The organism is Bacteroides sp. CAG:633 (genome assembly GCF_000435115.1).
In the GTDB taxonomy this organism is placed as follows: Bacteria; Bacteroidota; Bacteroidia; order Bacteroidales; family Bacteroidaceae; genus Bacteroides; species Bacteroides ndongoniae.
This window is the reverse complement of record NZ_FR883080.1, coordinates 1-13,000: the sequence shown is the minus strand read 5'-3', so window position 1 is coordinate 13,000 and position 13,000 is coordinate 1. Positions and strand designations below refer to the sequence as shown.

10 protein-coding genes and 1 pseudogene are annotated in these 13,000 nt (G+C 48.1%); 8 read left to right on the top strand and 3 right to left on the bottom strand.

Translation table 11 applies throughout. The annotated features are described in order from the left end of the window. Window positions 1-305: 305 nt before the first annotated feature. Both QVP67_RS08915 and QVP67_RS08910 read right to left on the bottom strand, forming a co-directional pair. Window positions 306-1,091: a porin family protein gene (locus tag QVP67_RS08915; protein ID WP_022163217.1), complete on the bottom strand. Its 786-nt coding sequence runs from the start codon at window positions 1,089-1,091 to the stop codon at window positions 306-308. Window positions 1,092-1,119: 28 nt separating this feature from the next. Continuing rightward, complete coding sequence (locus QVP67_RS08910) at window positions 1,120-2,262, bottom strand: PCMD domain-containing protein (protein WP_022163216.1); 1,143 nt, start codon at window positions 2,260-2,262, stop codon at window positions 1,120-1,122. 181 nt (window positions 2,263-2,443) lie between these two features. Here QVP67_RS08910 and QVP67_RS08905 point away from each other — a divergent pair, with 181 nt between their 5' ends. After that, window positions 2,444-3,727 carry an L-cysteine desulfidase family protein gene (locus QVP67_RS08905; RefSeq protein ID WP_022163215.1) on the top strand — a complete coding sequence of 428 codons (1,284 nt, stop codon included), beginning with the start codon at window positions 2,444-2,446 and terminating at the stop codon, window positions 3,725-3,727. 106 nt (window positions 3,728-3,833) lie between these two features. On the opposite strand, the gene QVP67_RS08900 is transcribed toward QVP67_RS08905, so the two are convergent. Beyond that, window positions 3,834-4,412, bottom strand: coding sequence for an FKBP-type peptidyl-prolyl cis-trans isomerase (locus QVP67_RS08900; protein ID WP_022163214.1), 579 nt, complete (start codon window positions 4,410-4,412; stop codon window positions 3,834-3,836). Window positions 4,413-4,554: 142 nt separating this feature from the next. Between QVP67_RS08900 and QVP67_RS08895 the strand changes: the two genes are divergently transcribed. The 7 genes and pseudogenes from QVP67_RS08895 to QVP67_RS08865 all read left to right on the top strand — a co-directional run. After that, window positions 4,555-5,697, top strand: coding sequence for a Gfo/Idh/MocA family protein (locus tag QVP67_RS08895; RefSeq protein ID WP_022163213.1), 1,143 nt, complete (start codon window positions 4,555-4,557; stop codon window positions 5,695-5,697). Between the two features lie 25 nt (window positions 5,698-5,722). After that, window positions 5,723-7,627 carry an alpha-L-fucosidase gene (locus tag QVP67_RS08890; protein ID WP_022163212.1) on the top strand — a complete coding sequence of 635 codons (1,905 nt, stop codon included), beginning with the start codon at window positions 5,723-5,725 and terminating at the stop codon, window positions 7,625-7,627. A 324-nt stretch (window positions 7,628-7,951) separates the two neighbouring features. Further along, complete coding sequence (locus QVP67_RS08885) at window positions 7,952-8,299, top strand: hypothetical protein (RefSeq protein WP_288180060.1); 348 nt, start codon at window positions 7,952-7,954, stop codon at window positions 8,297-8,299. A gap of 238 nt (window positions 8,300-8,537) precedes the next feature. Then, window positions 8,538-10,340 carry a dihydroxy-acid dehydratase gene (gene ilvD / locus QVP67_RS08880; protein ID WP_022163211.1) on the top strand — a complete coding sequence of 601 codons (1,803 nt, stop codon included), beginning with the start codon at window positions 8,538-8,540 and terminating at the stop codon, window positions 10,338-10,340. Window positions 10,341-10,423: 83 nt separating this feature from the next. Further along, window positions 10,424-12,118, top strand: a complete 1,695-nt coding sequence (gene ilvB, locus QVP67_RS08875; protein WP_287641188.1) for a biosynthetic-type acetolactate synthase large subunit — start codon at window positions 10,424-10,426, stop codon at window positions 12,116-12,118. Between the two features lie 18 nt (window positions 12,119-12,136). Continuing rightward, window positions 12,137-12,715 carry an acetolactate synthase small subunit gene (gene ilvN / locus QVP67_RS08870; RefSeq protein WP_022163209.1) on the top strand — a complete coding sequence of 193 codons (579 nt, stop codon included), beginning with the start codon at window positions 12,137-12,139 and terminating at the stop codon, window positions 12,713-12,715. A 133-nt stretch (window positions 12,716-12,848) separates the two neighbouring features. After that, window positions 12,849-13,000, top strand: a pseudogene (locus QVP67_RS08865) (acyl-[acyl-carrier-protein] thioesterase); the annotation flags it as partial.

Genomic DNA, 13,000 nt, shown 5'->3' with positions numbered 1-13,000 from the left:
CTAAAATATAATCTGGAAAGCTGTCTCTTGCTTTGCTTTGAGGCAGCTTTTTTTATATCATATTCTCCCTTCCTTTTCATCATGAAATGTGGCATGTGACTTCTCTTTCTTTTTCTGATTTTATTCAGGAAAGTATTAAATGGCATCAGATGTTTTACTTTTATTCATCTGAAAATTCAGACTGAATGTAAAAGAGAAGGCGATACAAAAACGGCAGAGTCTTTCGGATGGGTTAGCTGATAATAGAAATTCTATATTTTCAGCTTCTGCTCGAATGGCTCTGCCGTTATTTCCAGTATGTTTACTTAGAACCAATATCCGAATCCTACATTCAGATAAATGGGATACATAGCAAAGGTAATTGTATCAAAGTCTTTTTGGAAGATGTCATTCAGTCCCCACGTCAGGTCGGCATAAACATTCAAATGCTTGAATGCGCGCCATTCGCCACCCAGCTGCAATCCCCATTGGAATTTCCGCAGGTCGTTGCTGAAGTCGTAGGTAGCAATGCTTTCGCCTTCGAAGTTGACGCGTGAGCCTGTAGCATCAGGGGTGCGGAGGTGCCCTTCGTATACATTTCCAGAGAAATTGCCTTCAAGTAAGTACGAAAAGTAAGGGCCGGCTACCAGTTTCCAGCGTGGACTGATACGGTAATTGGCAAGAACAGGTATACTAAGGTAGTTGTTCTTTACTTTGGTTTTTACACCTCCGGTCCAAAGCCCTTTCAATTCGCCTCCATTGGTATTGATAATCTTCATGTTATAGTTCTTCACCGTAGCTTCGGTTGTCATACTCTTGTTCTCCAGGCGTAGTCCGATGGTAAGTCCCCATATTTTTTTCGCATCCAGCCATTTGGTCGTGTTGCCTTCAATAGAGATAGCCATACTGGGGGAATATCCGTCTATACTACGTATCTCTACAGGAAGGGGAAGGGGAGAGGTTCCTCCGATGCTGAAACCTGCTTTCAGTGAATATTCCCAACCGTGCAGATAGGACTGGATAATGCTTTGAGTTCGTTCTTGCTGTGCCCATGCAGGTATGGTGGCCACACTTGACAACAGAGCTATTATGAGGAGATAATATTTTTTCATATGAATTGTAATTTAGTTAACTGTTTGATTAAAAGTTGTTTTCCTGACAGATTACTTCTACTTCGTCAACATAAAGTGTGCTACCGACGGCTCCGTTGAAATAAGCACCGTCAACACTCGATGAGAATACGACGCCCAGTTTGTATTTACCTTGAGCAAGCTTTTCTTCATCAATACTTTTGCCTTCTTTTAATTCGAAGGGAAGGTCAAACTTAGTCCAGGTGTTGGTTTCGATGGCTTCTTCTTCAGGAATTCTAGCTACGGCAACCAGTGAAGGATGAGTCAATGCGTTGGAACCATTCAGCATAAAGGAGTTATCCGATGCTTCGTAGAAGATGGCGTAAATGTCGAAACGGTCCTTTCTGTTTTCGTTTGCCTGTCCTGATTCTGTGAAAACGCTTCCTGCTTTATATTTGAAGTAACCGGTCAGCCGTACAGGATGTTTGAAGAACTTGAATCCGAACTTTGTGGCTGCAGGAGCATCTTTCAGTGCATCACCCAGTTCAAAATTGCCTATAAACAGATTACCGGCGGCAATGTACATTTTTACCATAGCGCCAAAGCTACCGGTATCTTTGGTTTCCAGTTTGACGCATTTACCCATGTAGCCGTCAGTCGAGAGCATGGTGGGATAGCCGGTACGATCTTTAGCCATGCTGGTCAATTCGTATCCAGGATTTCCACTGGACCATTCCAGAATCTTCTTTGAATCACCTATTGTTGTTGGTTCGCTTTCCTCGTAAAGGATGTCGTAATTGCTGGTTGAACCTTCGAGCAATTGTTCGAAGCGATAAGTGGTAGGAAGTTCGGTCAGGATGATGTAGATGGTGTATACAGCTGTGTATTCTCCGTCTTCGGAAGTGACCGTGAAGGAGCGTGCATGTTCGCCTTCGCTGAAGTCGTATATGTTGCCGTTATCACCTTGCTTCTTTTCATTAGCTTCGATGGTTGCACCATCAGGTAAGGTAAATATCAGTTCCTGCTTTGAAAGATCAGCTCCTTTTTGTACGTAGAGCAATACTCTCTTTTCAGTATTGCTTATGTTGGTCAGTTGTATATCCGGTCCTGTACAGCCGTCTATTGCCGCTTCCATGTTCAGTGCTTCGTTCTGTATGCACGACATTGCGGTTATACCTATGCAGAGCGTAAGTATCCATTTTTTTAGATTCATAATTCTTTTCTTTTTTACGATTAATATTACCTATTATTTAGCAAGTTACAAAAATACTCCATTATTTCGGAATATTGGTTTTAAAAGGCCTCATTCTGCAAAAAAAGCCGCTGAATCTTATTGTTTTCTCTTCTATTACCTTTAAATTTGTATGATTATTGAATAATGATAGGATTTTTGTATGGACGAGATAGAAAGAAAAAAGATTATCAGGTTGGTAAAACAGGAAGTTGTTCCGGCTATCGGATGTACCGAACCTATTGCGGTTGCTCTTTGCGTGGCTCGTGCCACCGAGTTATTGGGTAAACGTCCGGAGAAAATTTCGCTGTGGCTTAGTGCCAATATTCTGAAGAATGCGATGGGAGTGGGTATACCTGGTACGGGCATGATAGGATTGCCAATTGCAGTGGCTCTGGGAGCCCTGATAGGGAAATCTGCTTACCAGTTGGAAGTGCTGAAGGATAGTACTCCCGAAGCTGTAGAGGAAGGCAAGCAGTTTATTGCCGATAAGCGGATATCGATTGCTTTGAAAAAAGATATTGCCGAGAAACTGTACATAGAAGCTGTCTGTCAGGCAGGAGACGATGAAGCTACGGCCATTATTGCTGGTGGGCATACCAATTTTGTGTATGAAGCCTGTAACGGACAGATACAGCTTGACAAACGTACAGCTTCGGGCACAACCGAGCAGGAAGAAGAAAAGCTTAGCCTGACTTTCCGTAAGGTCTACGATTTTGCAATGACAGCTCCATTGGATGAAATTCGATTCATTCAGGAGACGGCCCGTCTGAACAAGGCTGCTGCCGAGCAGTCGTTTGCAGGAGATTATGGTCACGGCTTGGGTAAGATGCTTCGTGGAAATTACGAGCATAAGATCATGGGCGACAGTGTCTTTTCACATATTCTTTCGTATACGTCAGGTGCCTGCGATGCCCGTATGGCAGGAGCTATGATACCGGTAATGAGTAATTCAGGCAGTGGAAACCAAGGTATCTCGGCCACGCTTCCGGTAGTGGTTTATGCCGAAGAGAATGGAAAGTCGGAAGAGGAACTGATACGCGCTCTGATGTTGAGCCATCTGACGGTGATTTATATAAAGGAAAGTCTGGGACGTCTTTCTGCTTTATGTGGTTGCGTGGTGGCAGCTACAGGTTCCAGCTGTGGCATCACCTGGCTAATGGGAGGCACGTACGAGCAGATAACCTATGCTGTGCAGAACATGATTGCCAATCTGACAGGAATGATATGCGATGGAGCCAAGCCGAGTTGTGCATTGAAGGTGACGACCGGTGTGTCGACTGCTGTTCTTTCCGCCATCATGGCGATGGAAAACCGGTGCGTTACTTCGGTGGAAGGAATCATTGACGAGGACGTTGACCAGAGTATCCGTAACTTGACGAAGATTGGTTCGCAGGGAATGAACGAGACGGACCGACTGGTGCTTGATATTATGACAAGCAAGTAAATGAAGAATTAAAAATGAAGAATGAAGAATTTCTTTGTGTTCCCTTATTGGGCAGATACACATCAAACGAAAATTCTTCATTCTTCATTTTTAGTTCTTCATTCTTTTAGTGGCAGCATCCGCCTTCGCATCCGCAGTCGTCGCCACATTCGTGATCGCCGCAACCACCGCCACAGCTTCCACATCCGCCGCCACAACCGCCGCTCATCATGCGGGCTACTTCAGCCAACTCTTCATTGGTTGCCAGACGGCTGGTTACTACTTCGCCTACGAAGTTCAGGTCGCATCCGGCCAGGGGATGGTTCATATCCATTACTACCACATCGTCCTTTACTTCTACCACACTGCCGTTGATGCGTTGTCCTTCGGCTGTCATCAGCGGAATAACGGCTCCTTCTACTACACGTTCGCTGTCGAATTTTCCATCTATCAGGAAAATGTTTTTCGGCAAATCAATAACGTGATCTTCGTCGTATTCGCCATAAGCGTCGGTCGCTCCGATGGTGAAGTCGAATTTGTCTCCAACATTCAGGCCGGTCAGTTGGCTTTCGAAGGCGTCGAGTGTCATGCCCAATCCCGAAATGAACTGGAAAGGGTGTTCTGCAGGGGCTTCTTCAACGAAATCTCTTTCGCCGTCCTCTATTGAATACAGTTTATAGGCTACGGTGATGTATTTGTTTTCCATTTTTATAAAGATGATTTTAGTGAATAATCTTTTGTTTTACCGGGCAAAGATAGGAAACTTTTGGCTTATGTTGCAAAAAATGCCTACCTTTGACATACATTTCGTACAATGAAAAGGAAAAGAACAGACTGACGGCCAGTATATGATAAAGACTGCATTTATAGGTGTTGGGTATCGGGGGATGCAACTGCTCCAGCTGTTGCGTTGCATTTCCGGCTTTCGGGTAGTGGCAGTTGCCGATCCGGCTTTAACGGATATCGGGATGCCCGATGTATGTTGTTACAATAGCGGCGAGGATGACTACCTGAATATGCTGGATGAGCAACATCCCGACTTGGTATTTGTGGCCTCGCCTTGGCAGTGTCATGTGCAACACGCGCTGCACTGTGTGGAACATGGAGCCGATGTGGCTTTGGAAATAAAAGGCGGGTTGTATCTGGATGAATACCGGCCACTGATAGAATGTGCCCGACGTGCAGGACGTAAAGTCTATCCGTTGGAAAATACACTCTTCATTCGCGAGAATCTGTCAGTCTATACATTGGTGCGTGCCGGCCTGTTGGGCGAGATAGTTTATATGCGTGGCGGCTACCGCCACGATTTGCGTCGTTTGCTACTGGACGATGACGGCACGCTGGGCAACCGTGACAAGACGGAAAGCGTTTGGCGTAGCCGTTTTTATCAGGAGGAAAATGGCGATTTGTATCCTACGCATGGTCTGGCTCCGCTTTGCCTGATAGCAGGCATCGGGCGTACCGATCGTTTTAAGAGTCTTACTTCCTTTGCCTCAAAACCGGCTGGTCTGTTGCAGCGTATTCGTGATTTGGGCGGACCGTCGGATCAGAAAATTACCATGGGGGATGTCGTAGTAACCCAGTTGCAGACCGAAAAAGGTATTCTGGTTACTTTGACTCATGATACGACTTTGCCTCGTCCGCGTAGCCTTGATTTTGAGATACAAGGAACCAAAGGCATCTGGCAGGGCGACCGTCGGCAGATTTATATTGAGGGATACAGCCCTAATGAAACCTGGGAGTCCGATGAGTCCTATATCAGCCGTTACGAACATCGTTATTGGCAGCAGTGGGGACAGGAAGCATTGAGGGTAGATACCCATCACCAGGGGATGGACTATGTGATGCTGAAGGCACTGCAGGAAGATCTGAACGGTGGAGAAACTTATCCGGCAGACATTACCGACCTGGCTTTGTGGACTTCGGTCACTCCATGGTCAAAGCTGTCCATTGCCGAGCGGCGGACAATATACCTGAACGATAACAACTGATTATTTATCAAAACCAATCTATGATATGAAAAAAAGTACCAGTTTGTCAGCATTATGCCTGGCTTCGATGTTGGCCGTAGGCCTGTCTTCCTGTTCTTCAACCCATGTTGAGGCTCCGGCTCCTCTGTTGCCTGTTCCTGAACCTAAGCAAGTGGAATGGCAAAAGATGGAAACCTATGCTTTTATCCATTTCGGCCTGAATACGTTCAACGACCGGGAATGGGGATATGGTGACACACCGGCAGAGGTGTTCAATCCTGCCCGTTTGGATTGTGAACAATGGGCACGTACGTTAGTGGCTGCCGGAATGAAAGGCGTGATACTGACGGCCAAACATCACGATGGCTTCTGTCTGTGGCCTTTTGCCGGGACCGATTACAGTGTAGCCAACAGTCCTTATAAAGATGGTAAGGGAGATATCGTACGTGAATTGTCGGAAGCCTGTAAGAAGTATGGGCTGAAATTTGCTGTCTATCTGTCGCCATGGGATCGCCATCAGGCCAATTATGGAACACCTGAATATCTGGACTATTTTTATGCTCAGTTGCGTGACTTGCTGACGAATTATGGTGAAGTTTTCGAAGTATGGTTTGATGGTGCCAATGGAGGTGACGGATGGTACGGCGGAGCGAAGGAAACGAGGACCATCGACCGGCGCAACTATTACAACTATCCTCGTATATATGAAATGCTGGACAGCATCCAGCCTCAGGCTGTTATCTTTTCCGACGGTGGTCCCGGATGCCGTTGGGTGGGCAATGAACGTGGCTTTGCGGGGGCAACCAATTGGTCTTTCCTTCGTAAGGGCGAGGTTTATCCCGGATATGACAAAAGCTATGAGCTTCAGTATGGTCATGCCGATGGCGATCAATGGGTAGCTGCCGAGTGCGATGTGTCCATCCGTCCGGGTTGGTTCTATCATCCCGAACAGGACAGTCTGGTGAAAACACCCGAACAACTGGTCGACCTGTACTATCGCAGTGTTGGTCATAACGGCACTTTGTTGCTCAACTTCCCGGTAGACAGAAACGGTCTGATTCATCCGATTGATTCGGCTAATGCTGTCCGTTTCCATCAGATCATACAGGAAGAGTTGAAAACAAATCTGGTAGCTGGCCTTACTCCACAGGTGAGCGACGAGCGGGGCGGCGCTTATGTGGCTTCAGCCTTGACAGACAACGATTACGATACATTCTGGGCTACAACAGACAGTGTAGTGACGGCCGATATTACTTTTGCTTTTCCATCGGCTTTGCGGATGAACCGCATGCTTTTGCAGGAGTACATTCCGTTGGGTCAGCGTGTGAAGGCTTTTACGGTAGAGTATCGTGACGCATCGGGCAACTGGCAGCCTGTTGTGCTGAATGAAGAAACTACGACCATTGGTTATAAGCGTCTCTTGCGCTTTTCTTCTGTAGTTTCCGATGGTATCCGTATCCGGATTACCGACGCCCGTGGCCCGCTTTGTCTCAATAATATCGGGGTATATGATGCTGGCGAGCGGGCAGACAAGCTTTTTGAAGAAGTACAGGCTTCCAAAATGCAGAGTTTTCCTTTCACCCTCTCCGGTGTGAACGCGGAATCGGCTGCTGCAGCGTCCGACTGTGACGAAAAGACTACTTGTTTTGTTGATGGCGATCTGTTGACTGTCGATTTGGGCAGCGAACGTTTTGTTTCATCCTTCCATTTCCTGCCCGACCAGGGTGAACCTAATCGGGGGCTTATTTCCCATTATGAACTGTCTGTGGCGGATGCCGACGGGCAGCATGTTCGCAAGGTTAAAGCAGGTGAGTTTTCTAATATCCGTAACAATCCGGTTATGCAATCGGTCTATTTTACTCCGGTCAAGGCTCGTTATCTCTACCTGAAGGCTGTCCGTATGGTTACGGAAAATGAGCCGATGGGCTTTGCCGAAATAGCAGTGCGCTGACCTGAAAAAACAACGGAAAACGCTCGGAAAACAACAGAAAATGATGAAAATCTTTCCAGTTTCGACAAGGTTTTGATGAAAAAACGATGAAAATCCAGCAAAAAACATCAGAAAAACTGCAAAAAAAAGCGGAAAAACATCGAAAAATAAAGAAAAATTGGTCGAAAATAGGGGGTAATAATTACTAAAACAGTTGTTTTGTAGTAGATAATCATTTGATAATAAGGAAAATGATGAAGAATTGCATAAAATAAGCGCAATTTTCTCCTTTATATATATAAAGAAAGAAATAAAGAAAAAAAGAAAGATGTTGTTGTTATAAATGTGGCATGGAATGACAACGACAACGTCCCTGCCTTCCGGTTGGTTTTAGCGACTGTTCCTGTGGAACGGTTGTCTGGAACACTGGAGGGCAGGTTTGCTTTAGAAACGCGCCGCGTTTGTCGGGAAAATGCCCCGCGTTTGCAGGGAAAACGCCTCGTGTTTGTTCATCAAATGCGGGGCAACAGCCGGACAAACCCCACGGGTTTTGCCTGCAAAGCCGTGGTAGTCTCTTTTTGTTGCTCTTTCGTTAGTTCGACTTTTATGATAAAAGGAGACTTTTATGCGCCTTTTTCTTACGAATCTATAGAAAAATATCTTTTTTTTCTTCAAACTGCTTGTATATTATAAAAAATCACTTACCTTTGCGACACGTTAAGCAATAAAACAGTTGAATCGTTTAAAAAAGAAAGATATGATGCTACATACATCCATTAACCTGGCAGTCCTGCATATTATTCGCGTCGTGGTCTTGAAATCAAGAGCGTGAGAAAGGTTTTGTGTATGTATCCATACCTGATGAAGATATTTTTTTGAAGCCTTTCTCACATACGAGAAAGGCTTTTTTATTGAAAGGAGAATAACGAAGATGAAACATCAGTTACGCAGTTCGTTCAGCACGCAAGGCCGCCGCATGGCGGGAGCACGTGCATTGTGGGTGGCCAATGGCATGAAGCGTGAGCAGATGGGTAAGCCCATTATTGCCATCGTTAATTCGTTTACGCAGTTTGTTCCGGGGCACGTCCACCTGCACGAGATAGGGCAGTTCGTTAAGGAAGAGATTGAAAAGCTGGGTTGCTTTGCTGCCGAATTCAATACCATTGCCATCGACGACGGCATTGCCATGGGACACGACGGCATGCTTTATTCACTGCCTTCGCGCGACATCATTGCCGATAGTGTGGAGTACATGGTCAATGCCCACAAGGCCGATGCCATGGTCTGCATCAGCAATTGCGACAAGATTACGCCGGGCATGCTGATGGCTGCCATGCGTCTGAACATTCCTACCGTCTTCGTTTCGGGCGGACCGATGGAGGCTGGCGAGTGGAAAGGGCAGCACCTCGACCTGATTGATGCCATGATCAAGTCGGCCGATACGACGGTGAGCGACGAGGATGTAGCCAAGATAGAGCAACATGCCTGCCCCACCTGCGGATGCTGTTCGGGTATGTTTACCGCCAATTCGATGAACTGTCTGAATGAAGCCATCGGACTGGCTCTGCCGGGCAATGGAACAATTGTGGCTACGCACGAGAATCGTCGGAAACTGTTCAAGGACGCTGCCAAACTGATTGTGGAGAACGCTTACAAATACTACGAGGAAGGCGACGAGAGCGTACTTCCCCGCAGCATCGCCACCCGCGAGGCTTTCCTCAACGCCATGACGCTGGATATCGCCATGGGAGGTTCTACCAATACGGTGCTTCACCTGCTGGCCGTGGCCCACGAGGCTGGAGCCGACTTCAAGATGGAAGACATCGACATGTTGTCGCGCAAAACGCCCTGCTTGTGTAAGGTTGCTCCGAACACGCAGAAATACCACGTGCAGGACGTGAACCGTGCAGGCGGCATCGTAGCCATCATGGCCGAACTGACTAAAGGGGGACTGGTAGATACCAGTGTGAAACGTGTAGATGGCATGACGCTGGCCGAGGAGATTGACCAGTACTGCATCACCAGTCCCAACGTCTGCAAGAAGGCACAGAAAAAGTATGCCAGTGCCCCCGGCGGTAAGTTCAACTTGAAGCTGGGTTCGCAGGATGCTTATTACAAAGAGTTCGATACTGACCGTGCCAACGGTTGCATCCGCGACTTGGAGCACGCTTACAGCAAGGATGGCGGACTGGCCGTACTGAAGGGGAACATCGCCCAGGACGGTTGTGTAGTGAAGACTGCCGGAGTGGACGAAAGCATCTGGAAGTTTACAGGTCCTGCCAAGGTGTTTGACTCGCAGGAAGCTGCTTGCGAAGGCATCTTGGGCGGTAAAGTACAGAGCGGCGACGTAGTGGTTATCACTCACGAAGGTCCTAAGGGTGGTCCGGGCATGCAAGAGATGCTTTATCCTACCTCTTACATCAAGTCGCGCCACTTGGGCAAGGAATGTGCCCTTATTACCGACGGACGCTTCAGCGGCGGTACTTCGGGTCTGAGCATCGGTCACATCTCGCCCGAAGCGGCTGCCGGCGGTAACATCGGCAAGCTGGTGGATGGCGACATCATCGAAATAGATATTCCCAACCGCACCATTAACGTGAAGCTTACCGATGAAGAACTGGCTGCCCGCCCCATGACGCCTGTCACCCGCAACCGCGAAGTGTCCAAGGCGCTGAAGGCTTACGCCAGTCTGGTAAGCTCGGCAGATAAAGGAGCGGTAAGACTGATAGACTAAATAGAATTGAGAATGGATAATTGATAATTGAGAATTCATCGCTCATTCTCCATTTTCCATTCTCCATTATCCATTATATAGATATGAAAGATACAATTACAGGCGCAGAAGCCCTGATGCGTTCGTTGGAACACGAGGGGGTAAAAACAATATTCGGTTATCCGGGTGGAAGCATCATGCCGGTATTCGATGCCTTATACGATCATCGGAAGACGTTGAACCATATTCTGGTACGCCACGAACAGGGAGCTACCCATGCTGCGCAAGGCTTTGCCCGCGTGTCGGGGGAGGTAGGTGTCTGTCTGGTAACCAGCGGTCCGGGAGCCACCAATACTATTACAGGCATTGCCGATGCCATGATAGACAGTACGCCGATGGTGGTGATAGCCGGACAGGTGGGTACGGGCTTTCTTGGTACGGATGCTTTTCAGGAAGTCGATCTGGTAGGCATCACACAACCTATCACCAAGTGGAGCTATCAGATTCGCCGGGCCGAAGATGTGGCTTGGGCTGTGGCACGCGCCTTCTACATAGCACGCAGCGGACGTCCCGGTCCTGTAGTGCTCGACTTTGCCAAGAATGCCCAAGTGGATAAGACAGAGTATGCGCCGGCAACAGTCGACTTCATCCGCAGCTACCAGCCTGTACCCGACATGGATATGGAGGCTATCCGCCAGGCGGCCGACCTCATCAATGCTGCCCAGCGTCCGTTGGTGCTTGTTGGGCAGGGTGTAGAGTTGGGAAATGCTCAAGCCGAGCTGTTAGCTTTCATTGAAAAGGCTGAACTGCCTGCCGGACGCACCTTGTTGGGACTGTCGGCTTTGCCTTCCGACCATCCGCTGAACAAAGGCATGCTGGGTATGCACGGCAATTTGGGACCGAACATCAATACTAACAAGTGCGATGTGCTGATAGCCGTAGGTATGCGTTTCGACGACCGTGTGACAGGCAACGTTGCAACCTATGCCCCGCAAGCCAAAATCATTCATTTCGATATCGACCCAGCCGAGATAGACAAGAACATCAAGACCGATGTAGCTGTGTTGGGCAACTGTAAAGAGACATTGCCTGCCGTTACCGAACTGCTGAAACCGGCTACCCACCGGGAGTGGCTCGACAGTTTCCGTACCTACGAAGAAGTGGAGGAAGAGAAGGTAATCCGTCCCGAACTGTGCCGCACTACCCGCGAGCTGAGTATGGGTGAAGTGGTACGTGCCGTGAGCGAGGCAACCCATAACGATGCTATTCTGGTGACCGACGTTGGTCAGAATCAGATGATGTCTGCCCGTTACTTCAAGTACACCCGTCCGCGCAGCATTGTCACTTCCGGCGGATTGGGTACGATGGGCTTCGGACTTCCTGCTGCCATCGGTGCTACGTTCGGACGCCCCGACCGCACGGTTTGTGTCTTCATGGGCGACGGCGGCTTGCAGATGAACCTGCAGGAACTGGGCACGGTGATGGAACAGAAAGCCCCTGTCAAGATGATTCTGCTGAACAATAATTATTTGGGCAACGTTCGCCAGTGGCAGGCCATGTTCTTCAACCGCCGTTACTCGTTCACACCTATGCTGAACCCCGACTATATGCAGATAGCTGCTGCTTACGGCATTCCTTCGCGTCGTGTGATGGAGCGTTCGGAACTGGCCGATGCTATCCGCGAGATGCTGGCAACCGACGGTCCGTTCCTGCTCGAAGCCTGTGTGGAAGAAGAAGGCAACGTGATGCCGATGACGCCTCCGGGTGGTTCGGTGAACCAGATGCTGTTGGAATGTTGAAATTGAAAACAAAGAATTATGACTGAAAAGACATTATATACCATTATCGTCCATTCGGAGAACATCGCCGGCTTGCTCAACCAGGTGACGGCTGTGTTCACCCGCAGGCAGATTAATATCGAAAGCCTGAATGTGTCTGCCTCGTCCATCAAGGGGGTGCACAAATATACCATTACCGCATGGACCGACCGTGACACCATTGAAAAGGTGGTGAAACAGATAACCAAGAAGATAGATGTGCTGCAGGCGCACTATTTCACCGATGATGAGATCTACCAGCATGAGATTGCCCTCTATAAGGTGGCAACTCCTGCGTTGGAGCAGACTCCGGAGGTTTCCAAGGTGATACGTAAGTATCATGCCCGTATTGTGGAAGTAAATCCGGTGTTCTCCATTGTCGAGATGAATGGTATGAGCGACGACATCACCTGTCTTTACCAGGAGTTGCAGACTTTCGGTTGTGTGCTTCAGTTTGTCCGTTCGGGCCGTGTAGCCATTACTACCAGTTGTTTCGAACGGGTGAACGAATATCTGGCCGAACGTGAGGCAAAGTATCTGAAGAGTAAAGAAGAAATGAGTAGACAAGTTGACGAGTAGACGAGTAGACAAGTAGACGAGTTAACAAGTAATGAGTCCCTTTTCCCCTCGTGGCCTCGTTAACTTGTCCCCTCGTCAACTAAACTTAAAAACTAAAAAACTTAAAAACTTAAAAACTAAAAATCCTCGACCTATGGACAACAAGATAGGAACCTATAATTTCGTAGCCGAACCTTTCCATGTAGACTTTACAGGAAGGCTGACGTTGGGCGTGCTGGGCAACCACCTGCTGAACTGTGCAGGCTTTCATGCCACCGAACGCGGTTTCGGCATGGCCGAGCTGAA

Coding starts and splice junctions, on each gene's coding strand:
- QVP67_RS08915 (WP_022163217.1), bottom strand. CDS start 1,091: ATGAAAAAATATTATCTCCTCATAATAGCTCTGTTGTCAAGTGTGGCC.
- QVP67_RS08910 (WP_022163216.1), bottom strand. CDS start 2,262: ATGAATCTAAAAAAATGGATACTTACGCTCTGCATAGGTATAACCGCA.
- QVP67_RS08905 (WP_022163215.1), top strand. CDS start 2,444: ATGGACGAGATAGAAAGAAAAAAGATTATCAGGTTGGTAAAACAGGAA.
- QVP67_RS08900 (WP_022163214.1), bottom strand. CDS start 4,412: ATGGAAAACAAATACATCACCGTAGCCTATAAACTGTATTCAATAGAG.
- QVP67_RS08895 (WP_022163213.1), top strand. CDS start 4,555: ATGATAAAGACTGCATTTATAGGTGTTGGGTATCGGGGGATGCAACTG.
- QVP67_RS08890 (WP_022163212.1), top strand. CDS start 5,723: ATGAAAAAAAGTACCAGTTTGTCAGCATTATGCCTGGCTTCGATGTTG.
- ilvD (WP_022163211.1), top strand. CDS start 8,538: ATGAAACATCAGTTACGCAGTTCGTTCAGCACGCAAGGCCGCCGCATG.
- ilvB (WP_287641188.1), top strand. CDS start 10,424: ATGAAAGATACAATTACAGGCGCAGAAGCCCTGATGCGTTCGTTGGAA.
- ilvN (WP_022163209.1), top strand. CDS start 12,137: ATGACTGAAAAGACATTATATACCATTATCGTCCATTCGGAGAACATC.